This window comes from Flavobacterium sp. JLP (assembly GCF_015350755.1).
In the GTDB taxonomy this organism is placed as follows: Bacteria; Bacteroidota; Bacteroidia; order Flavobacteriales; family Flavobacteriaceae; genus Flavobacterium.
This window is the reverse complement of the sequence record NZ_JADKPS010000007.1, coordinates 238,022-258,242: the sequence shown is the minus strand read 5'-3', so window position 1 is coordinate 258,242 and position 20,221 is coordinate 238,022. Positions and strand designations below refer to the sequence as shown.

Annotated in this window: 22 protein-coding genes; 3 read left to right on the top strand and 19 right to left on the bottom strand. The window is 33.6% G+C overall.

Going from position 1 to position 20,221, the window contains the following annotated elements; all coding sequences use genetic code 11:
- Nucleotides 1-13: 13 nt before the first annotated feature.
- The 14 genes from IRZ83_RS16805 to IRZ83_RS16740 form a co-directional block, all read right to left on the bottom strand.
- A complete protein-coding gene (locus tag IRZ83_RS16805; RefSeq protein ID WP_194570417.1) occupies nucleotides 14-376 on the bottom strand; it encodes a four helix bundle protein in 363 nt (120 codons plus the stop codon).
- Between the two features lie 30 nt (nucleotides 377-406).
- Nucleotides 407-1,390 carry a ribosome small subunit-dependent GTPase A gene (rsgA, locus tag IRZ83_RS16800; RefSeq protein ID WP_194570416.1) on the bottom strand — a complete coding sequence of 328 codons (984 nt, stop codon included), beginning with the start codon at nucleotides 1,388-1,390 and terminating at the stop codon, nucleotides 407-409.
- A 266-nt stretch (nucleotides 1,391-1,656) separates the two neighbouring features.
- Nucleotides 1,657-2,739, bottom strand: a complete 1,083-nt coding sequence (locus tag IRZ83_RS16795; RefSeq protein WP_029270594.1) for a bifunctional 3-deoxy-7-phosphoheptulonate synthase/chorismate mutase type II — start codon at nucleotides 2,737-2,739, stop codon at nucleotides 1,657-1,659.
- A 13-nt stretch (nucleotides 2,740-2,752) separates the two neighbouring features.
- Nucleotides 2,753-3,613, bottom strand: coding sequence for a prephenate dehydrogenase (locus IRZ83_RS16790; protein ID WP_194570447.1), 861 nt, complete (start codon nucleotides 3,611-3,613; stop codon nucleotides 2,753-2,755).
- A 278-nt stretch (nucleotides 3,614-3,891) separates the two neighbouring features.
- Nucleotides 3,892-5,037 (bottom strand): pyridoxal phosphate-dependent aminotransferase, encoded by a 1,146-nt coding sequence (locus IRZ83_RS16785; protein WP_194570415.1) that lies wholly within the window; start codon nucleotides 5,035-5,037, stop codon nucleotides 3,892-3,894.
- A 71-nt stretch (nucleotides 5,038-5,108) separates the two neighbouring features.
- A complete protein-coding gene (locus IRZ83_RS16780; protein WP_029270599.1) occupies nucleotides 5,109-5,945 on the bottom strand; it encodes a prephenate dehydratase in 837 nt (278 codons plus the stop codon).
- A 524-nt stretch (nucleotides 5,946-6,469) separates the two neighbouring features.
- Complete coding sequence (locus IRZ83_RS16775) at nucleotides 6,470-7,639, bottom strand: DUF1501 domain-containing protein (protein ID WP_194570414.1); 1,170 nt, start codon at nucleotides 7,637-7,639, stop codon at nucleotides 6,470-6,472.
- 12 nt (nucleotides 7,640-7,651) lie between these two features.
- Complete coding sequence (locus IRZ83_RS16770) at nucleotides 7,652-9,049, bottom strand: DUF1800 domain-containing protein (RefSeq protein WP_194570413.1); 1,398 nt, start codon at nucleotides 9,047-9,049, stop codon at nucleotides 7,652-7,654.
- A gap of 308 nt (nucleotides 9,050-9,357) precedes the next feature.
- A complete protein-coding gene (locus tag IRZ83_RS16765) occupies nucleotides 9,358-9,663 on the bottom strand; it encodes a helix-turn-helix domain-containing protein (RefSeq protein ID WP_194570412.1) in 306 nt (101 codons plus the stop codon).
- On the bottom strand, nucleotides 9,647-9,994 hold the full coding sequence (locus IRZ83_RS16760; RefSeq protein ID WP_194570411.1) for a type II toxin-antitoxin system RelE/ParE family toxin: 348 nt from the start codon (nucleotides 9,992-9,994) through the stop codon (nucleotides 9,647-9,649). The genes IRZ83_RS16765 and IRZ83_RS16760 overlap by 17 nt, the downstream gene beginning before the upstream one ends.
- Nucleotides 9,995-10,055: 61 nt before the next feature.
- Nucleotides 10,056-10,316 (bottom strand): histidine kinase, encoded by a 261-nt coding sequence (locus IRZ83_RS16755; protein WP_194570410.1) that lies wholly within the window; start codon nucleotides 10,314-10,316, stop codon nucleotides 10,056-10,058.
- 131 nt (nucleotides 10,317-10,447) lie between these two features.
- The gene (locus tag IRZ83_RS16750; RefSeq protein WP_029270609.1) at nucleotides 10,448-12,838 is read right to left on the bottom strand and encodes a ribonucleoside-diphosphate reductase subunit alpha; all 2,391 of its coding nucleotides are present in this window, start codon (nucleotides 12,836-12,838) and stop codon (nucleotides 10,448-10,450) included.
- Nucleotides 12,839-13,104: 266 nt separating this feature from the next.
- Nucleotides 13,105-14,082, bottom strand: coding sequence for a ribonucleotide-diphosphate reductase subunit beta (locus tag IRZ83_RS16745; protein WP_029270611.1), 978 nt, complete (start codon nucleotides 14,080-14,082; stop codon nucleotides 13,105-13,107).
- A gap of 335 nt (nucleotides 14,083-14,417) precedes the next feature.
- Nucleotides 14,418-14,987 carry a DUF3109 family protein gene (locus IRZ83_RS16740; protein ID WP_194570409.1) on the bottom strand — a complete coding sequence of 190 codons (570 nt, stop codon included), beginning with the start codon at nucleotides 14,985-14,987 and terminating at the stop codon, nucleotides 14,418-14,420.
- Nucleotides 14,988-15,292: 305 nt separating this feature from the next.
- Here IRZ83_RS16740 and IRZ83_RS16735 point away from each other — a divergent pair, with 305 nt between their 5' ends.
- The 3 genes from IRZ83_RS16735 (at nucleotide 15,293) to IRZ83_RS16725 (ending at nucleotide 16,788) form a co-directional block, all read left to right on the top strand.
- Nucleotides 15,293-15,871, top strand: a complete 579-nt coding sequence (locus IRZ83_RS16735; protein ID WP_029270615.1) for a MarC family protein — start codon at nucleotides 15,293-15,295, stop codon at nucleotides 15,869-15,871.
- A 107-nt stretch (nucleotides 15,872-15,978) separates the two neighbouring features.
- Nucleotides 15,979-16,179, top strand: a complete 201-nt coding sequence (locus IRZ83_RS16730) for a hypothetical protein (protein ID WP_029270617.1) — start codon at nucleotides 15,979-15,981, stop codon at nucleotides 16,177-16,179.
- A 3-nt stretch (nucleotides 16,180-16,182) separates the two neighbouring features.
- Nucleotides 16,183-16,788: an FAD-dependent oxidoreductase gene (locus IRZ83_RS16725; RefSeq protein WP_194570408.1), complete on the top strand. Its 606-nt coding sequence runs from the start codon at nucleotides 16,183-16,185 to the stop codon at nucleotides 16,786-16,788.
- A gap of 2 nt (nucleotides 16,789-16,790) precedes the next feature.
- Here the strand turns inward: IRZ83_RS16725 and IRZ83_RS16720 are convergent, their stop codons facing one another.
- The 5 genes from IRZ83_RS16720 to IRZ83_RS16700 form a co-directional block, all read right to left on the bottom strand.
- On the bottom strand, nucleotides 16,791-17,102 hold the full coding sequence (locus IRZ83_RS16720; RefSeq protein ID WP_194570407.1) for a hypothetical protein: 312 nt from the start codon (nucleotides 17,100-17,102) through the stop codon (nucleotides 16,791-16,793).
- Between the two features lie 81 nt (nucleotides 17,103-17,183).
- Complete coding sequence (locus tag IRZ83_RS16715) at nucleotides 17,184-17,498, bottom strand: hypothetical protein (protein ID WP_029270621.1); 315 nt, start codon at nucleotides 17,496-17,498, stop codon at nucleotides 17,184-17,186.
- Between the two features lie 73 nt (nucleotides 17,499-17,571).
- On the bottom strand, nucleotides 17,572-19,149 hold the full coding sequence (locus tag IRZ83_RS16710; protein WP_194570406.1) for a S41 family peptidase: 1,578 nt from the start codon (nucleotides 19,147-19,149) through the stop codon (nucleotides 17,572-17,574).
- Nucleotides 19,150-19,581: a deoxycytidylate deaminase gene (locus tag IRZ83_RS16705; protein WP_029270625.1), complete on the bottom strand. Its 432-nt coding sequence runs from the start codon at nucleotides 19,579-19,581 to the stop codon at nucleotides 19,150-19,152.
- A gap of 5 nt (nucleotides 19,582-19,586) precedes the next feature.
- On the bottom strand, nucleotides 19,587-20,180 hold the full coding sequence (locus tag IRZ83_RS16700; RefSeq protein ID WP_029270627.1) for a HupE/UreJ family protein: 594 nt from the start codon (nucleotides 20,178-20,180) through the stop codon (nucleotides 19,587-19,589).
- Nucleotides 20,181-20,221 lie beyond the last annotated feature (41 nt).

The window sequence follows — 20,221 nt, the reverse complement described above, 5'->3', positions numbered from 1 at the left end:
GGTTAATTGTGAATTAAATTGCGGATAATTTTTGTTTGGTTGTAATTATGATGGAAGCTAAAATTTTATTTATTTCTAAAATATCTGATTTTATAGATTTGAATTGAGTCTCATTTAAATAGCCCGACTGAAATAATAATTCTAGCCAGTAATCTGTTTCATTTGCTTCCTTTTGTGCTACTGCAAGTTTATGAATAAAATCTTTTTTGCTTTCAGCTTGTTCAGACTCACGTACTAATGCTCCAATAGATGTACCGCTCCTAAGCAATTGTTTACTTAAAATAAACTCCTTTTTTTCTTCCTTTAAAAAACGAAATAATTTAATAATTCTTAAAGCAAAATTAAATGACTTAGTTTTTATCACATTGTCAGACATAATTCACAATTAACCATTTACAATTCACAATTATTTCTGGTTTCTAGTTTCATCACTAATTTTACGATCCTCATCATAAGTATCTGTGCGATAATTTTCTTCATCGCCTTCTAAAATTTTTAAGTAACTATTGTAACGCGACCAGGCGATTTCGTCTCTTTCCAGTGCTGCTTTTATGGCACAATGCGGTTCTTCTTTGTGTAAACAGTTGTTAAACTTACATTGATCTTTCAATTTGAAAAATTCAGGAAAGTAACCGCTGATTTCTTCTTTTTCCATATCGACAATTCCGAAACCTTTAATTCCCGGGGTGTCGATAATTTTTGCATTAAAAGACAAATCATACATTTCAGCAAAAGTAGTAGTATGCTGACCTTGTTTACTGGCTTCAGAAATAGTTTTGGTTTTAAGATGCAAAGAAGGTTCCATGGCATTTACCAAAGTTGATTTTCCAACACCTGAATGTCCGGAAAACATGCTCACTTTACCAATCATCATTTCTTTCAATTCATCAACACCTTTCATTTCTGTTGAAGAAACACGAAGGCATTTATAACCAATTTGCTGATAGACATATTGCATATACAATTGATCTTCGAGCGTTGGCTCATCAAAAGTATCTATTTTATTGAAAACCAAAATAGTTTCGATATTATAAGCCTCGGCCGTAACCAAAAAACGGTCTATAAAATTGAAGGTTGTTGGCGGATTATTAATGGTTATTAATAGAAAAACACGATCAATATTCGACGCAATTATATGCATTTGATGCGAAAGATTAACCGATTTACGAACAATATAATTCTTTCTTTCGTGGATATTAAAAATTGTTCCGGTTACCGCATCTGAAGTTTCTTCTAATTCATAATCGACAATATCACCTACAGCAATAGGATTAGTACTTTTGATACCTTTCATCCTAAACTTTCCTTTCATACGGCATTCTATAAAATCACCTTGATCTGATTTTACGGTGTACCAACTTCCTGTAGATTTATATACGAGTCCTGTCATTCAAATTTTAGATTTTAGATTTTTAGATTTTTAGATTTTTAGATTACTCTGAAAACTAAAAAATATTAAAGCACAAAATTACTGTTTTACAATTGAAACCCATTGATTTCGGTATTTAAAATCATAAAAAAATCTCCAGCACTTCTTTAAAAGCGATGGAGATTTTAAAAAAACAATCTATTTTTAAAATTATGATATAAGAAAATCAAATAACAAACTTTAGAAAACTAAAACTATCTTATATCACTTATATGGTTCAACAAAAATTATGCGTTGAAAATTTTCTCTTGATGACCAATACTTTCCTGGTGGATCGCTTTGAACATTCTCAAAACAAACTCTTCAGTAAGACCTTTTTTCTCACCTTCCAAAATCATTTTTCCTAAAATTTCGTTCCAACGGTTGTTTTGAAGAATCGCTACGTTTGCATCTTTTTTCACCTGACCAATTTCGTCAGCAACTTTCATACGTTTTCCTAATAACTCTAATAAGTTAGCGTCTAGAACGTCGATGTTAGCTCTTAATTTTGTCATTTTAGAACTGTACTCGTCTGTAGTATCATCCGTTTTTCTGATAGTCAAATCTTTAATGATTTGTTTCAAAGCGTCTGGAGTAACTTGTTGGGCAGCATCAGACCAAGCGTTGTCTGGATCGTAGTGCGTTTCGATAATCATCCCGTCGTAGTTCAAATCTAAAGCCTCTTGCGTTACTTCGAAAATCATTTTACGATCTCCGGTAATGTGAGACGGGTCGATGATTAATGGCAAATCAGGAAATTTATTCTGCAATTCGATAGCAATCTGCCATTCTGGAATATTTCTGTATTTTGTTTTTTCGTAAGTAGAGAAACCTCTGTGGATAACTCCTAATTTCTCAATTCCAGCCATATGTAAACGCTCAACACCACCTAACCATAAAGCTAAATCTGGGTTTACAGGGTTTTTAACCAAAACGATTTTATCTGTTCCTTTTAAAGTATCAGCAATTTCCTGAACTGCGAAAGGATTTGCAGTTGTACGGGCACCAACCCATAAAACGTCGATATCATGTTCTAAAGCCAGTTTACAGTGAGCCGCAGTTGCCACTTCAGTACCCATTAATAAACCAGTTTCAGCTTTTGCTTTTTGTAACCATTTTAATCCAATTTCTCCAACACCTTCAAATCCTCCCGGACGCGTTCTTGGTTTCCAGATTCCAGCTCTGAAAACACTAACTTTTGAATCTTTTAATTCGTGAGCAATTTTCAATACTTGATCTTCAGTTTCTGCACTACATGGTCCAGCTATCACAAGTGGGTGATTTAAATTGAAATCTTCTAACCACTTTCTCATTTCTTTCTTATTTTCCATCTTAATTCTAATTTTACTTTTTAGTTGTTGTTAATCCGTTTAGTATTTCTTTTATTTTATTTGTGCTCTCCATTTCTTCAAAAATGGCGTTGTAATTTTCATCTTTCAGCAAATCCCTAAACCGACTGAGATTTGAAATGTATTCTTCTAATGTTTCCAGAACGTGTTCTTTGTTCTGCTTAAAAATCGGCGTCCACATTGCGGGCGAACTTTTTGCTAAACGAACAGTGCTTTCAAATCCACTTCCCGCCATATCAAAAATATCCTGTTCGTCTTTTTCTTTGTTCATTACCGTTTTCCCGAGCATAAACGAACTTATGTGCGACAAATGCGAAACGTAAGCAATGTGTTTGTCGTGAGACGTTGGATCCATATATCGAATCCTCATTCCAATTTCGCTGAAAAGCTTTAATGCTTTTTCCTGCAATTTAAAAGTGGTTTTTTCCACTTCGCAGATAATGTTTGTCTTTCCTTTAAACAAACCTCTTATCGCTGCCGAAGGTCCCGAAAACTCCGTTCCTGCTATTGGATGTGTAGCGATGAAATTTCTTCTTTTTGGATGATTAGCCACTGCTTCACAAATTGGCTTTTTCGTTGATCCTACTTCAAAAACAATCGTTTTATCTCCAACCGAATCCAGAACTTTAGGCAAAACTGTCAACGCCACATCTACAGGAACCGAAACAATGACAAAATCGGCTTCAGCCAAATCTTCGAAACTTCCTGCTTCGTCGATAACTCCTAAATCAATGGCTTCCTGCAAATGTTTTTCGTTGCTGTCGATTCCAAAAATTGTCGAATCAGGATGTTGGTCTTTGATATCCAGTACCATCGATCCGCCTATTAATCCTATTCCTATTACGTATACTTTCATAATTCTTTTTATTTGAAGCTGTTTCCTGCTATCCGTTTCAATCTTTTCCGCCTCCCGAAGCCTCGGAACCGGCGCAAAAGGATTTCCACTTCTATCAGGGCTAGGACTTCTCGTTTTTTCAAGAGCTTTTAATTTTGTCATTTCGAGGAACGAGAAATCACACTAGAATTCCACCTGCTATTTCTTCAATCTTTGTCGAGTTCCTCGTGTGATTTCTCGTTCCTCGAAATGACAAACTGCGTCAAAAATCTTGATTCTTGATTCTAAAATCTTAATACTTAAAATCGGTCTATCGCTTCTTGTACTTTTTCTTCTTTTACACACAATGAGAATCTGATATACCCTTCACCGTTGCTTCCGAAAATTGTTCCCGGCGTGATGAAAATATGTTTCTCGTATAATATTTCGTCAATGAACTTTTCTGATGATTCGATCCCTTCCGGAAGTTTTGCCCAAACAAATAATCCAACTCCTTCTTTATAAACTTCGCAGCCTAATTTTTCTGCTAATTTTTCTGTTAATTCTCTGCGACGTCTGTAAATTTTGTTTTGATCTTCGAACCAGGATTTATCACAATTCAAAGCTGCGATTGCACCTTTCTGAATTCCGTAAAACATACCGCTGTCCATATTGCTTTTTACTTTTAGAACTGCATCGATAATTTCAGGATTTCCTAAAACCATTCCGACTCTCCAGCCTGCCATGTTGAAGGTTTTACTTAAAGAGTTTAGTTCTAAAGCCACCTCTTTTGCGCCTTCAACCTGTAATAAACTCATCGGATTATCATTCAAAACAAAACTATACGGATTGTCGTTGATCAATAATATATTGTGTTTTTTAGCAAAAGCAACCAATTTTTCAAATAACGCTAAACTTCCTCTCGCTCCTGTCGGCATGTGGGGATATCCCAGCCACATAATTTTTACTTTCGAAAGATCCAATTTTTCTAAAGCTTCAAAATCCGGTTCCCATCCATTTTCTTCTTTCAAATCATAATAAACCGGAACTGCCTGAACCAAATTGGTTACCGAAGTATACGTTGGATAACCTGGATTCGGAATCAAAACGTGGTCGCCTTCATTTAAAAATGCTAACGAAATGTGCATAATTCCTTCTTTCGAACCCATCAGAGGTAAAATCTCATTATTCGGATTCACTTCAACACCAAACTGATCTTTATAAAAATCTGCCATCGCCTGCCTCATTTCTGGTAATCCCTGATAGCTTTGATAACCATGCCCGTTTTCGTCTTGAATTGCTGCAGCCACTGCTTCAATTACTGCTTTTGACGGACTCAAATCAGGACTTCCAATTCCCATATTGATGATCGATTTTCCTTCAGATTGCAATTGACGAACTTCTCTCAATTTTGATGAGAAGTAGTATTCTTCAACTGTATCTAATCTTTTTGCTGTTGTAATCATTTTTTTCTGCTTTAGGCTTTAAGCTGTAAGCTTTAGGCTCTTTTTTACTTCTAACTTTTAACTAATAACATTTAACCTATAAAAGGTTTTGTATTCTTGTATTCTCCCAGAACTTTTAAATACTCTGCCATGATATTCAATAATGATTTGGCTTTTGCGAAATCCTCGTATTTCTCGAATGTTACATCTACGAAAAATGAATATTTCCAAGGTGTTTCAATTTTTGGTAATGACTGGATTTTTGTCAAATTCAGTTTGCAGTCGCTCATTACGTTTAAAACGGCTGCTAAACTTCCTCTTTTGTGATCTAATTCAAATTTGATTGAAGCTCTGTTGATTTCGTTTTCCGGCAAAAATGAATTTTGCTTTTTGATAATCACAAAACGAGTCATATTGTTTTTGATCGTTTGAATTTCCGGCGCAATGATTTCTAAATCATACATTTCAGAAGCCGTTTTACTAGCAATTGCCGCAATTCCTGTTAGTTGCTTTTCCTGAATTCTTCTTGCTGTTTCCGCTGTATCTTTATCTTCCACCAATTTGATATTTGGATATTGCTTTAAGAAATCCATGCATTGCAAAATTGCCATTGGGTGCGAATGAACTTCTTTTATATCTTCAATTTTCTGACCTTTTAAAGCCATTAAATTTTGGTGAATGCTTAAATAATGTTCTCCAATAATGTGTAAATTATTCTTGTCAATCAAAGCATAATTCGGGATAATTGGCCCTGCAATCGAATTTTCAATCGCCATAACTGCTTGGTCTGATTTTCCAGAAAGCAGACTGTCAATCAATTCTTCAAAAGATAAACATTCATCAATAGCCACATTTTCAGAGAAATACTCTTTTACAACCTGATGATGAAAAGAACCTTTTATACCTTGTATTGCAATTTTCGTTGTCATATATTCAAAAAAAAATCCTGATTTGCATCAGGATTGTATATTAGTTTTATTTGTATTTTATATTTCTCAAATAACCATAGCACAATCCTTACTTCTACTAAAGAAGAAATAAAAAGAGTTGCTAAAATAAAAACGGTTATTAGACATTTTGTTTGTGTTTTTCAATAAATTCTCTGCGAATGTATAAATTATTTTCACCGCACCAAAAAAAATAATGCATTTTATGAAACAAAAAAGGTTTTCTTAACAAATTTAGGAGCTTTTGTATGATAATATAAAAATATCGGCTTAAAATGAGATATTTATAATTGCTTTTTGAAAGGTTCTAAGTTTTTTTTCGCCACGAATTCACGAATTACCGTAAATCTTTGTGGCTATTTAATTTGAATTACACAGATTACTCGGTGTTTTTGTCATTTCGACTGAAAGGAGAAATCACAAACGTAAATCGACAAAGATTGATGATATACTGTACGGAATTTCTAGTGCGATTTCTCCTTTCAGTCGAAATAACAAGGTTGCGATTATGCAAACAATCCTGAAACCGGTTTATTCGAAATCCCAATTTTAGAATAATCGAAATTCATTTTTTCTTTTAATAAAGAAGCATAAACACTTCTAAAATCTATTTCGTATTTTAAATCGCCATTATCTAAGTCGGCTAAGTTTGGATTATTACCTAAAATAGTTCCTTTGTTATTTCCTCCGATGACAAACATTGGCGCTGCGGTTCCATGATCGGTTCCGTTTCCGTTGTCTTTTACTCGTCGCCCAAATTCGGAAAAAACCACAATAGTAACATTTTGAAGTAATTGTGCTTGTTTTAAATCACTGTAAAAACTAAATAAAGCATCATTTAAATCGGTTAATTTTTTCTCATGAATAGCCAATTGATTATCATGCGTATCAAATCCGCCAAGTGAAGTATAATAAACTTTCGAATTTAAATTTCCTTTTATTAATCTGCCAATCCATTCCAGGTTTTTGGATAATTCTGTTTTTGGATAACTGATTTCAGATTTCGATTTCGCTAAAGCTTTCTGAATTTCATCTGATCCTTCTGTAACCGAATTAGCAATCTTACGTACAAAATCTAATTGAGGATTATCAGATAGTTTTATATTCTCGTCTTTATTTGATTTTATTTTGAATCGATTCGGATCTTTAACTGTTATTGAATTTGGTTCTAATCCTTTCAATGCCAAATTATCAATTGAATCCAGATTTATTCCCGCTGTTGCCTGATGACCGTTGCACTGTAAATCTAAATATCTGCCCAGCCAGCCTTCGTTTATATATTTATTTGAATCTGTTGCAGTCTGCCAGATTTCCTGACTTCTAAAATGTGAACGAATTGGTTCTGGATATCCCACATTTTGAATTACGGTTAAATCACCGTTTTGCTGCATTTGTGCAAAATCTTTTAAAGAAGGATGAAATGCCATTCCGTTATTCTTTCCAATTACTGCATCTTTATTTAACGCGATTTTAGTTCGCAAATCATAATACAGCGGATCTTGATACGGAATAAAAGTGTTCAATCCGTCGTTTCCGCCATTCAACTGCACAAAAACAATGCATTGCTCGCCGATAACCAAATTGTTTTGCGAACCAAAAGCGTGTAAAAAATCAGGAAGCACAAGCATTCCGCCTGTAAAAGTTCCTGTCAATGTTAGAAAATCTCTTCTGTTCATAATTGCAAGTTTTTAGATCAATTGATATTCGGGCAATTTTGTGATGTAATTAAACAATCGAATAACAGCAAAATTGGCATTCACATCTTTTGGGTCAAAATCGTATTTAATCAAATTCTCCATGTCTTTCTGCATTGAGTCATTTACTGTAAATAACAATCTATTAGACAATTCAGCGATGATGGTTTTGTTATTTCCGTCAGAATCAAAATCAATTTTTATTTCGATTTTTTCGAATTCTGCTTTTGGTTTTTCGTCTGCATTAGACATTGTATTTAAAATTCTTTTCGTAATACTTCTGCCACTGCAAAGCAAATCCGAAGTATTATTGCGTTGGAGATAAATCTGCGAAGTCAGCCAAGAATTTCCACCATTCCACCCTTTCACATTAAGCTGATTATACAAATCCATTCCCTGCTGTTTCAGAAAAAACAAGACCATTGCATCATCAACATCGGTAATATGCAGTTCGTCCATTAATTGTAAAATATAAACCAGCGGGTTTTTAATCTTATTTCCCGAATTCTCTTTTTTAAATTCTTCAGTAAAAATTTTAGTCAGCAAAGGTTCGATTTCAAACTTTACTTTTCTGAAGTAATCTCCATAATAAACGACTAAATTTTCAGGCGGATTATCATATATAAACCATTCTAGAATTTTTCTGGTTATTAAATACGGAATGTTTTTCTGCTCGAAAATGATATCAACGAGATCATCAGCTTTCCAGTTTCCGGTTTTTCCGAAATAGGTTTTATCACTATTATCTTCAATATTTTTTCTGTAAACAGTGCCGTCATCACCAATATTCAAACCCGCTAAAGCTCTAGCTCCGTTTTTAATATCCTCTTCGGTATAATTTCCAATTCCGATAGTGAATAATTCCAGAAATTCACGGCTTAAGTTTTCGTTTATTTTGCCTTTTTTGTTGTCACCATTGTCGAGATAGCGCACCATTGCGTTTGATTTAAGAATCTGCTTGGTTAAATCTTTAAAATTTCCAAAGGCATTTTCGCGTAAAATCATATTGTGCTGGTAAATCCAGTAATTGATTTTTACTTTTTGAGAAGTGGAAACGAAATGATTGTGCCAAAAACAAACCATGTTTTCACGTAATGGAAATTCGTCGTTACGCATTTTTGCAATCCACCATTTTTTAAGTGCAGCGGTTGCTTGATTTTCTTTTTTCTGAATTTCCTTTTTAGTTTCAGGATCTGAGGTTTTCAATAATTCCCGAATTTGCTTAAGCTCTAAAGCAGTTTTAGGCTGATCTTGCAGAAACACTGGAAATTCTGTATCAAATTTTGAATCGTAAGAATGTTTTAGAAATTTTTCTAATCCGAGTTTTTCAATTGTTGAGGCTTGTTTTCCTGAAAAACCTAATCGTAAGGACCAAAGATTGCTTTTTTTCATAATTCAGAAATTATTACAATAAGACTTGACTTTCTTTTAAAGGTTTAATTTTAAAAGATGCTAAGTCACTAAGATTCTGAGGTGCTAAGTTTTAAAAGGCTTTGGTAATAATTAGAACGGGGATTTTTTGGGGATATTGTTTAAACAATATTGAACAATCATAATCAAACATAGTTCGTGATTCCCAACGGAAAATGTATGAGGAAATGCATTGTTCTGGACTTATAATATGAAAATATTCCAAAGCGAGATTGTAAAATTCTTTTTTATTCTGAAATATTCTTTCTAATAAATCCATTTATTTCAAATTATAATTTAATTGACAGCTCTAAATGACCTCCCAAACCAAGCTCTACAATTTTCTGCAGGGTCGAAAATTTAACTTCTTTTACGTTATTCTCAATCTTAGAAATATACGATTTTGTTGTTCCTGCTTTTAATGCAAGTTCTTCTTGAGTCATTCCTTTTTGAAGTCTGGCTTCCTGAAGCAATACCCCAATTTTAAAATTTTCATATCCCGCTTCTAGTTCGTCACGTTTTGGTGTTCCAATTTTTCCATAATGTTGCTCTTTAAACTCTTCTAAAGTTGTAAGGTTCTTATTTTTCGTTTTCATACTCCGTTCTAATTTTTAAAGCTTTTTTAATTTCTTTCTTTGGTGTTTTCTGAGTTTTCTTTTGAAATCCATTAGCTAATACAACTAATTTTCCCTCATCAAAAAAACAAAAAATTCTAAAAATATCATTTCCTTGTTGTATTCGAATTTCATAAAGTCCATCTGTGTTTTCAATAAATTTCAAATACGTTTCAGGAATTCTATCGAGCTCTTCAATTAAATTAATCGTCCAAACAATTTTTTGTTGAACTTTTTCTTTTTGTTTGACAAAAAATTCATTAAAATAATTTTTAAAAAAAATGACAGTTCTAATCTTTTGATTATGACTCATAAAGTACAAATATATAAAAGTTGCACCGAAGTGCAACTCGCTCATTAAAATATCTAAATAATTAAACTTCTTCCCTATTTACAATATTTCGTAAAACATCAGTAATAGTAACAGAATTACTCCCTTCATATCCTAGTGCAATAGCTATTGCCTCTAGCGCACTCGGATATTTATCTGATGAGCTAACTGCCAATCCATTCTCTAAAATTTGATTTCTCTGTATTTGAATTGCTAATGATAAAATTTCAAAATCTGATAGTTTTGGATATTCCTCTTTTAATTGTTTTGCAATTCTATTATAAGTCTCAATTTGAATTTTCATATGTGTATTATTTTTACTGTTAAAAATAACAAATATAAAATAAAAAAAGCAGCTATCGTTACAATAACTGCTTTCTATAATTAAGAATAAAATCTTTCCTCTTTATTCTGTTTTCTTTCTTCTAAAAAAAATTAAGACCCACACATTTCACAATCCTCAGGATCTGCTGCTTGTGCTTTTAATAACATTGCTTTATAATCTTCAACGCTTATTTCTTCAGTTTCTGCAACTAGAGTTGGTACTTCTTCTTTTTTATCGTTGTTTAATGTGAATTTAATCGCATCTACTGCAGATTTTGTTCTCAAATAGTACATTCCTGTTTTTAAACCAGACTGCCAAGCATAAAAGTGCATCGACGTTAGTTTAGAATAGTTGGCATCTTGCATGAACAAGTTCAAAGATTGTGATTGGTCAATGAAATATCCTCTTTGACGAGACATATCTATAATATCTTTCATAGACATTTCCCAAACGGTTTTGTATAATTCTTTTAAGTCTTGCGGAATCACATCAATGTTTTGAACTGATCCGTTATGACGCATAATTTCTTGTTTCAATGTTTCGTTCCACAAACCTAATTTTACTAAGTCTTCTAGTAAGTGTTTGTTCACAACGATAAATTCTCCAGACAATACACGACGTGTGTAAATGTTTGATGTATACGGTTCGAAAGCTTCGTTGTTTCCAAGAATTTGAGAAGTCGAAGCAGTTGGCATTGGCGCAACCAATAATGAGTTACGAACTCCGTGCTCCATTACTTCTTTTCTTAATGAAGCCCAGTCCCAACGGCCAGATAATTCTTCATCTTTCATTCCCCACATATTGTATTGGAATTCTCCTTTAGACATTGGAGATCCTTCAAATGTAGAATATGGTCCTTCTTCTTTCGCCATTTCCATAGAAGCGGTTACAGCTGCGAAGTATAAAGTTTCGAAAATTTCTTGGTTTAACGTTTTCGCTTCATCGCTTGTAAACGGCAAACGCAACATAATAAAAGCATCTGCCAAACCTTGCACACCTAATCCAACCGGACGGTGACGCATGTTTGAGTTTTCAGCTTCTTTTACTGGGTAATAATTTCTGTCGATTACTTTGTTCAAGTTACGAGTTACACGTTTTGTAACATTGTAAAGTGCCTGGTGATCGAATTTTCCGTTTTCAATAAACATTGGCAACGAGATAGAAGCTAAGTTACAAACTGCGATTTCATCTTTAGAAGTGAACTCCATAATCTCTGTACACAAGTTCGAAGAACGAATTGTTCCTAAATTCTTGTGGTTCGATTTACGGTTTGCTGCATCTTTATATAACATGTAAGGCGTTCCTGTTTCGATTTGTGATTCTAGGATTTTCTCCCATAATTCACGTGCACGAATGGTTTTTCTACCTTTTCCTCTAAATTCATAATCTGTATACATTGCTTCGAATTCATCTCCGTAAACATCGTATAATCCTGGACATTCATTAGGACACATCAAAGTCCAGGTTGTATCTTCCTGAACACGTTTCATGAACAAATCTGATGTCCACATTGCGAAGAATAAATCTCTCGCACGCATTTCTTCTTTTCCCGTATTTTTCTTTAAATCCAAGAATTCAAAAATATCAGCATGCCAAGTTTCGATGTAAATCGCAAAACTTCCTTTACGTTTTCCACCACCTTGATCTACGTAACGAGCCGTATCGTTGAAAACTCTCAACATTGGCACAATTCCGTTTGAAGTTCCGTTTGTACCACGGATGTAAGATCCTGTTGCACGAACGTTATGAATAGAAAGTCCAATTCCTCCAGCTGACTGCGAGATTTTTGCTGTTTGTTTTAATGTATCGTAAATACCGTCAATACTATCATCCTGCATTGCCAAAAGGAAACAAGAAGACATTTGTGGTTTTGGCGTTCCTGCATTGAACAACGTTGGCGTTGCATGCGTAAAGAACTTTTTAGACATTAAATCGTAAGTTTCAATTACTGATTTTAAATCATCTAAGTGAATACCAACCGAAACACGCATTAACATATGTTGTGGTCTTTCGACGATTTTTCCGTTTATTTTAAGAAGATAAGAACGCTCTAAAGTTTTGAAACCAAAGTAATCGTAATTAAAATCTCTTGTGTAAATGATATGAGAATCTAAGAAAGCAGCATTTTCCTGAATTACTTTAAATACTTCATCCGAAAGCAATGGAGCTTCTTGCCCGTTTCTTGGATTTACGTAATTATACATATCTTTCATCGTTTCAGAGAACGATTTTTTAGTATTTGAATGTAGGTTTGAAATCGCCACACGCGCTGCCAATTGAGCATAATCTGGATGCGCAATAGTCATAGATGCCGCCGTTTCTGCTGCAAGATTATCAAGTTCAGAAGTAGAAACCCCATCATACAATCCTTCGATAACTCTCATCGCTACCTTAACCGGATCTACAAGCTCGTTTAAGCCGTAACACAATTTTTTGATTCTTTCTGTAATCTTATCAAACATTACGGGCTCTTTATGGCCATCTCTTTTTATTACATACATAAGCTTACTATTTTATTGTTATTGAAAAAATGAAAGACACTAGAAAACGAATTCCAGCACTTAAACATTGCGTGTTTTTAAATTATTTTTTGAGAATTATAGCATTCTCAATAGCTACCCTCTTCCAATCTGAAATCAGATCGAAAATGTGTTGAAAATTGCAGAATCTTCGATTTGGGAAAAGAGATTCTAAAAAATGTTTTGTTATAAAATTTTAATCTTAATTAGTGCTTATTTGGGGTAAACCACTAAAATATTGTTGTTGTCTAAAAATCTGCATCAAATGAAATTTTCTGAGCATCACTGTCTGTGTTCATCACACCAGATTTTTGATACTCGGCAACACGTTTTTCAAAGAAATTAGTTTTTCCTTGAAGAGAGATCATGTCCATGAAATCAAACGGATTCGCTGATCCATACACACGCTCGCAACCTAATTCTACTAATAATCGATCAGCAACAAATTCTAGATATTGCGTCATTAAAGCAGCATTCATTCCAATTAAGCTTACGGGAAGAGATTCTGTTACGAACTCTCTTTCAATATCTAAAGCATCAACAATGATTTCTTTGATTCTGTCTTTTGGAACTTTGTTAATCAAATGGTGATTGTGCAAGTGAACTGCAAAATCACAATGTACGCCTTCGTCACGAGAAATCAACTCGTTAGAAAAAGTTAAACCTGGCATTAAACCACGTTTTTTCAACCAATAAATAGAACAAAAAGCACCAGAGAAAAAGATTCCTTCAACTGCTGCAAAAGCAATTAGTCTTTCAGCAAACGAATCAGATTCGATCCATTTTAAAGCCCAGTCTGCTTTTTTCTTAATTGCAGGAAAAACTTCCAAAGCATTAAACAATTCTGCTTTTTCTGCTTCATCTTTCACGTAAGTGTCAATTAATAAAGAATACGTTTCACTATGAATGTTTTCCATCATGATCTGGAAACCATAGAAAAACTTAGCTTCAGCATATTGAACTTCGTTTACAAAGTTTTCAGCAAGATTTTCGTTTACAATTCCGTCAGAAGCAGCGAAGAATGCCAAAATATGTTTGATGAAATATCTTTCGTCATCACTTAACTTATTATTCCAGTCTGTCAAGTCTTGGTGTAAATCGATTTCCTCAGCAGTCCAAAAACTAGCTTCCATCTTTTTGTACCATTCCCAAATATCATGATGTTTGATTGGAAAAATAACGAAACGATTTTTATTTTCTTGTAATATTGGTTCGACTTGTGACATGACAATTTTTGTTTAATTTTTGTACTGAATTTCTACTAATTCAATAGACTACAAAGATTGTCATTTACAGCCAAAAATGAAAGCCAAACTTATTCACAATTCGACGTAGTTTTTAACAACGGAGAAAAAATGCTATATTTTTCAGACAATAATTAAATATTTGTAAATGAGACATTTAATATTGTTATTTACTTCTAAAAGCCCGTAGAATATAGACTTTTTAAAATAAAAAGCAAGAAATTTTGAATTGTTTTTAAAAGTTTTTTTTGAGTTAAAACTTTATTTTTTGAGTTAAAATAGATCCTCTCAAAATCGTAACTAAAGCATCTCGAATTTTAAGAATTTTTAAGTTCTTGGGCGACTTTTTCAAGCTCTAAATACCAATCTTCACCAAAGCGGCGAATCAAAGCTTCTTTTACAAATTTATAAACCGGAACTTCTAATTCTTTTCCTAAAGAACAGGCGTCATCGCAAATATCCCATTTATCATAATTAACTGCGGCGAATTCTGTGAAGTCTTTTACTCGAATTGGATACAAATGACAAGAAACCGGTTTTTTCCAATCTACTATTCCTTGATTGTAAGCTTGTTCAATACCACAAAGTGCTGTTTTACCATCAAAAATAACATAAGCACAATCTTTTTCATCAATTAACGGCGTTTCAAGATCGCCATCGGTTCCTTTTACCCACGTTCCTTGCGCTTCAATAGCAGCAATTCCTTCTTTTCTCAAAAAAGGCTTTACTTTAGGGTAAATTTCTTCCATGATTTTTGTCTCCGCTTCGCTTAAAGGAGCACCAGCATCTCCATCCACACAGCAAGCTCCTTTACAAGCTGATAAATTGCACACAAATTCTTTTTCAAGAATATCTTCTGAAATAATGGTTTTCCCTAATTGAAACATGATAAAAATACTGTAATTTATAAGGTGCAAAGATAGTCAAAGAAAGCAGATAAAACACTCTAAAATATTAACCGCAAAGCACGCAAAGATTTACGCAAAGTTCGCAAAGCTTTATCACATTGTATCCTTTGGGAACTTTGCGTAAATCTTTGCGAATCTTTGCGGTAAAAGACAATATTTGTTACAAATATCACTTTTATAACTATTAAACCATATTTTTATAACAAAAATACATCTTATCAAAAAATCACCTACCTTTATTACCTACCTTTGCAAAAATTTTAAACCCTTAAAACCAAGGCAATATGTTAGAAATCGACTTTAAAGAAATTATCACTGTCGGAATGGTACTCTTTGCAGTAATCGATATTGTTGGTTCAATTCCGATTATAGTAAATTTAAGAGCAAAAGTGGGACACATAGATTCTGAGAAAGCTTCTATTGTTGCCGGAACCATTATGATTGTTTTTCTTTTTGTCGGAGAAGGCCTGCTCAATCTAATAGGAATCGATGTTCATTCATTTGCTGTTGCAGGTTCTTTTGTTTTATTTTTTCTAGCTTTAGAAATGATTTTAGGAATTAGAATTTATCGCGATGAAGAGCCAGGATCGGCTTCTATTGTTCCTCTAGCTTTTCCGCTGATTGCCGGAGCAGGAACAATGACGACTTTACTATCGCTCCGATCTCAATTTCATACTATCAATATCATTATTGCTATTTTATTGAACATTATTTTGGTTTATATCGTTTTAAAATCTTCCAAAAAAATAGAAACTTTATTAGGAGAAAACGGACTTGGTGTCGTTCGCAAGACATTTGGAGTCATACTTTTAGCTATAGCTGTTAAATTATTCGCCGCTAATGTTAAAGGTTTGTTCGTCTAACAATTATTTTTATAAATTTACCCCATAAAATTTCTAAAATTCAACTTTAAGATATTTTTCAGATCTGGAAGTTTTACTTTATTATTTTAGACAAACAAAACAGCCTTATGAAAATCTTTACTTCAATCTTAGTGCTTTTAGCATTAGCTTTAATCGTTTTTAATATTACGCAGCTTGACTTTACAAGTCCTTTTCAAGGGGATAGTGGTGTTGCGCTTATTGGAATCGCCGCTTCATTTTGCGCCGTTTTAATTCTTTTGATTTTTAGAATCTCAAAAAGAATTGAAGAAAAAACAAACGGACGATAATATATGTTTGACGTTTTAATTGTCGGCGGAGGTGTTTCAGGCATGTCCTGTGCCCTCGTTTTAGGATCAGCTAAAAACAAAGCTTTCGTTGCCGATAAAAAAATCGGAATTTTTACCCATCAAAAAAGTTCTTCTTTACAGGAAGCAATTTTCTACAATGCTTATGGAATAACACCAGGCAAACTTGGAGCTGATTTACTAACAGAAAGCACACAGGATTTAGCACTCACTTACCCACATATTACTCAGATTCCTAATGAAAAAGTAATTAAAGTGGAGGGATTTTTTCCTGAATTTACTGTTATCACAAACAAAAACTCATACAAAACAAAAACTATTGTCATAGGAATTGGTTCTGCCAATACCTTTGACATTCAAGGTTTGATGCAATACATTGAACCTCATAAAAAAGCACTTCCAGAAAAACAACGCATTCAGCTTAAAAATGAAGATCATAAAGTAGCCGAAGGCATTTATGTAATTGGAACTTTAGCCGGCTGGAGAAGCCAACTTGCAATTGCTGCCGGAAGCGGTGCTGCTGTCGCAACCGATATTCTTACTTTATGGAATAACGGTGTTCAGACACATGTGCACGATAGTATTCGATAGTTTTAAAAAAAGAATATTATCGTTCCTATTAAAGCAACGACTCCAACTGCAACACTACCATCAAATGCTAATTTCTTTAATCCAGAAACACGCACTTCCTTCAGAATTAACTTCTTAATGAAATAATTAAAGAGAATAAGAAATCCAATCCCTATTAAACCAATCCCTGATAATTCGAAAAAGCGAAATATAAAAGAAAAAGGAAGCTGTCTGTTTAATTCCATTTTTTGCTCATAACTTCCTAGCCAAAAAAAACTTAAAAAAGCAACAGTCCCAACTATAACAATCAGGAAAAAAGTATTTATTAATCTCAAAACAATTCGTTTTAGTTCAAAAAAAAACAAACCATATAAGTTATATAACTTATATGGTTTAAAACTTTATACTCTGTTTCTTTATTTCACCGAAACAATCTGAGTTACTTTCATATGTTTTTCGTCATCTGTTTTCCAGATTTCTCCTTTTAAAGAAACATTATCACCAATTTTTAATTGTTTGTAATTTTGAGGTCCGCCAACATTTACAATACTGATTACAGCAAAATAAACTTCTTTTGTATTCGTATTAATTTTTGCAGTGTAACCGTCTTTTCCTGCTTCTATTGACTCTACTTTTCCTGAAACTGTCTTATCGCTATCTTTCATAGCTGTACAAGAAATTATAAAAGTCATTACTAATGCAAGAAAACTTATTCTTTTTAGATTTTTCATATTTGTAATTTTAAACACAAATGTAAATTTATATAACAAAAGATCTGTTACATTATATTTTAAAAAATTATTATTATTTCTTCGGATTTAAAACCGCTTTGATCATGGCATCGTGTTTTAAAACCACATCATAATAATACAATTCCCCATACAATTGGCGTGCGAATTCAGCAGTAATATAGCGATTAACCAAATCTTTTGTCTTGTCTAATTTCAAATCTAAACCTGTCATAAAAATGTAGTTCTTAAATTTTTTGAAATAAACATCTGAGTCTTTCATTTCTGCCAAAAACTGATTAAAACTAAGCCCTTTAAATGCTTTTCTATCTTTATCTAATTCTTCAAAAACAAAATGACCTACGATTCCGGTTTGAAGCAAATAAGCAACATTTTCATTTCCGTGTTCTGATTCCATTGGAACAAAAACATCCGGAACGATACCGCCACCGCCATAAACAATTTTACCTTTTGGTGTTTTAAACTTTAAAGAATCGGCTACTTTAATACTGTCTTTTGCATAAAGTTCTCCAGACTTCAAACGCGATTCTGATTCTTTAAAATATTCTTCGTTTCCTTTTTTATATGGTTTTTGAATCGATCTTCCTGTTGGCGTGTAATATCTCGCCACAGTTAATCGAACTGCAGATCCATCATTAAAATCCATTTCGCGCTGTACTAAACCTTTTCCGAAAGAACGGCGTCCTACAATAATGCCTCGGTCATTATCCTGAAGTGCTCCAGCTAATATTTCGCTCGCAGATGCGCTGTTTTCATTAATTAAAACATATACTTTTCCAGTTTCAAAACTTCCGGCTTTTGTCGCATAGGTTTTTTCGGTTGTACCATTTTTGTTTTTCGTGAAAACGATCAATTGTTTGTCTTTCAAAAACTCATCGGCAATAGCCACGGCCTCTTCCATATAACCACCGCCATTGTCGCGAAGATCAATTACAAGTGATTGAATCCCGCTTTGCTTTAACCTGCTTAATCCCGTTTTAAATTCATTAAAAGTCGTTTCGGCAAAACGATTGATCTTGATATAACCAGTATTGTTTCCAAGCAATAAAGAGGCATCGACACTTTTTATCGGTATGACATCTCTTTTTACTTTAAATTTCAGTTTCTTTTGTTCTGATTTTCTAAAAACAGTCAATTCGATTTCAGAACCTTGCAATCCTTTCAATTTCGAAAATAAACTGTCTGAAGGCAGTTTTCTGCCGTATAATTTGGTTTTTCCAGCAAACAAAATTCGATCTCCAGATTTTATTCCGGCTTTTGCCGAAGGTCCGTTTTCAATTGGTTTTATAATTGCAACAGAATCTTTATACATATAAAAATTAATTCCGATTCCAACAAAATCACCTTTCATACTTTCCGCTACTTCTGCTTGTTCGCTTGGCGGAATATAAACAGAATGCGGGTCTAGTTTAGATAAGATATTATCAACTGTAAGGTTTACAATAGAATCTGTGTTAACACTGTCAACATATTCGTTATTGATAAAATCGATCAGTTTATTAAGTTTTGTTTTGGAGTAATTTTTAGCCAAAAGCTGGTCATCAACGGGAGCATTCATTACGCTTCCGAGGACTATACCCAGAGCAAAAGTAGCTCCGATTATAATGGGCAAATATTTTGAGTTAAATTTCATTTACTCTTCTAAAACAGGAATATGTTCGACTTCGACACCTGCTTTTATTAAAAATTGAATTCCAGAATCGTCACGATATCCATTATGATATACGACTCTTTTTATTCCCGACTGATGAATTAATTTACTGCATTCTTTGCAAGGCGAAAGCGTAATATATAAAGTTGCACCTTCGCAAGACTGCGTTGAACGGGCTACTTTTAAAATCGCATTTGCTTCAGCATGAAGAACATCCCAGCGGGTTAAGCCGTCTTCGTCTTCACAGCAGTTTTCAAATCCCGATGGCGTACCGTTGTATCCGTCAGAAATAATCATTCGGTCTTTTACAATAATAGCTCCTACTTTTTTGCGTTTGCAGTATGAGAGTGCACCCCACTCTGTCGCAATTCTCAAATAAGCTTTATCGTATTTATTTAATTTCTTTATTTCCATTTATTTTATCTGTTCCAAATTGGGCTTTCAATAATCATCGGAATCACAACTCCTATAATAAAAGCCGACATTACAAGTGCCCAGTCGCGTTTTGAAAAACGAAAAACCGTCTGCACTATATAAGATAATACCAAAACCACAAACACAACTACTAACTGTGCTGCTTCGATTCCTAACGCAAATTCGCCTAAAGGTATTAATTTTGAACTTGGCGAACCTCCTAATATGGTTTTAAAATAGTTTGAAAATCCAAGTCCGTGTATAATTCCGAAAAACAATGTCACGAAAAAGATCAGATTTATGCCGTCATTTTTAGTTGCTTTTCCAGCTGTAAAAAGATGAAAAAGTGCGGTTATTAAAATCGTAATCGGAATTAAAAACTCCACAATATTTACTTTAATCGCGATTATTCCGAAAACCGAAAGCAATAAAGCCAACGTATGGCCTATTGTAAAAACAGAAACCAAAAGCAAAATGCGTTTCCAATCTTTAAACATGTAAGGCACTGTTAATGCGATTAAAAAAAGAACGTGATCGTAAGCGTGGATATCTAAAACGTGCTTTAATCCTATCTGAAAATAAATCCAAAATTCTGACATAGGGGCAATAATATTAAATGATTAGGGGTTGTAAACTTACG

Coding starts and splice junctions, on each gene's coding strand:
- IRZ83_RS16795 (WP_029270594.1), bottom strand. CDS start 2,739: ATGGAAAATAAGAAAGAAATGAGAAAGTGGTTAGAAGATTTCAATTTA.
- IRZ83_RS16785 (WP_194570415.1), bottom strand. CDS start 5,037: ATGATTACAACAGCAAAAAGATTAGATACAGTTGAAGAATACTACTTC.
- IRZ83_RS16725 (WP_194570408.1), top strand. CDS start 16,183: ATGTTTGACGTTTTAATTGTCGGCGGAGGTGTTTCAGGCATGTCCTGT.
- IRZ83_RS16775 (WP_194570414.1), bottom strand. CDS start 7,639: ATGAACAGAAGAGATTTTCTAACATTGACAGGAACTTTTACAGGCGGA.
- IRZ83_RS16780 (WP_029270599.1), bottom strand. CDS start 5,945: ATGACAACGAAAATTGCAATACAAGGTATAAAAGGTTCTTTTCATCAT.
- IRZ83_RS16745 (WP_029270611.1), bottom strand. CDS start 14,082: ATGTCACAAGTCGAACCAATATTACAAGAAAATAAAAATCGTTTCGTT.
- IRZ83_RS16805 (WP_194570417.1), bottom strand. CDS start 376: ATGTCTGACAATGTGATAAAAACTAAGTCATTTAATTTTGCTTTAAGA.
- IRZ83_RS16750 (WP_029270609.1), bottom strand. CDS start 12,838: ATGTATGTAATAAAAAGAGATGGCCATAAAGAGCCCGTAATGTTTGAT.
- IRZ83_RS16790 (WP_194570447.1), bottom strand. CDS start 3,613: ATGAAAGTATACGTAATAGGAATAGGATTAATAGGCGGATCGATGGTA.
- IRZ83_RS16735 (WP_029270615.1), top strand. CDS start 15,293: ATGTTAGAAATCGACTTTAAAGAAATTATCACTGTCGGAATGGTACTC.
- IRZ83_RS16740 (WP_194570409.1), bottom strand. CDS start 14,987: ATGTTTCAATTAGGGAAAACCATTATTTCAGAAGATATTCTTGAAAAA.
- IRZ83_RS16730 (WP_029270617.1), top strand. CDS start 15,979: ATGAAAATCTTTACTTCAATCTTAGTGCTTTTAGCATTAGCTTTAATC.
- IRZ83_RS16765 (WP_194570412.1), bottom strand. CDS start 9,663: ATGAAAACGAAAAATAAGAACCTTACAACTTTAGAAGAGTTTAAAGAG.
- IRZ83_RS16705 (WP_029270625.1), bottom strand. CDS start 19,581: ATGGAAATAAAGAAATTAAATAAATACGATAAAGCTTATTTGAGAATT.
- IRZ83_RS16760 (WP_194570411.1), bottom strand. CDS start 9,994: ATGAGTCATAATCAAAAGATTAGAACTGTCATTTTTTTTAAAAATTAT.
- IRZ83_RS16710 (WP_194570406.1), bottom strand. CDS start 19,149: ATGAAATTTAACTCAAAATATTTGCCCATTATAATCGGAGCTACTTTT.
- rsgA (WP_194570416.1), bottom strand. CDS start 1,390: ATGACAGGACTCGTATATAAATCTACAGGAAGTTGGTACACCGTAAAA.
- IRZ83_RS16700 (WP_029270627.1), bottom strand. CDS start 20,180: ATGTCAGAATTTTGGATTTATTTTCAGATAGGATTAAAGCACGTTTTA.
- IRZ83_RS16755 (WP_194570410.1), bottom strand. CDS start 10,316: ATGAAAATTCAAATTGAGACTTATAATAGAATTGCAAAACAATTAAAA.
- IRZ83_RS16770 (WP_194570413.1), bottom strand. CDS start 9,049: ATGAAAAAAAGCAATCTTTGGTCCTTACGATTAGGTTTTTCAGGAAAA.
- IRZ83_RS16715 (WP_029270621.1), bottom strand. CDS start 17,498: ATGAAAAATCTAAAAAGAATAAGTTTTCTTGCATTAGTAATGACTTTT.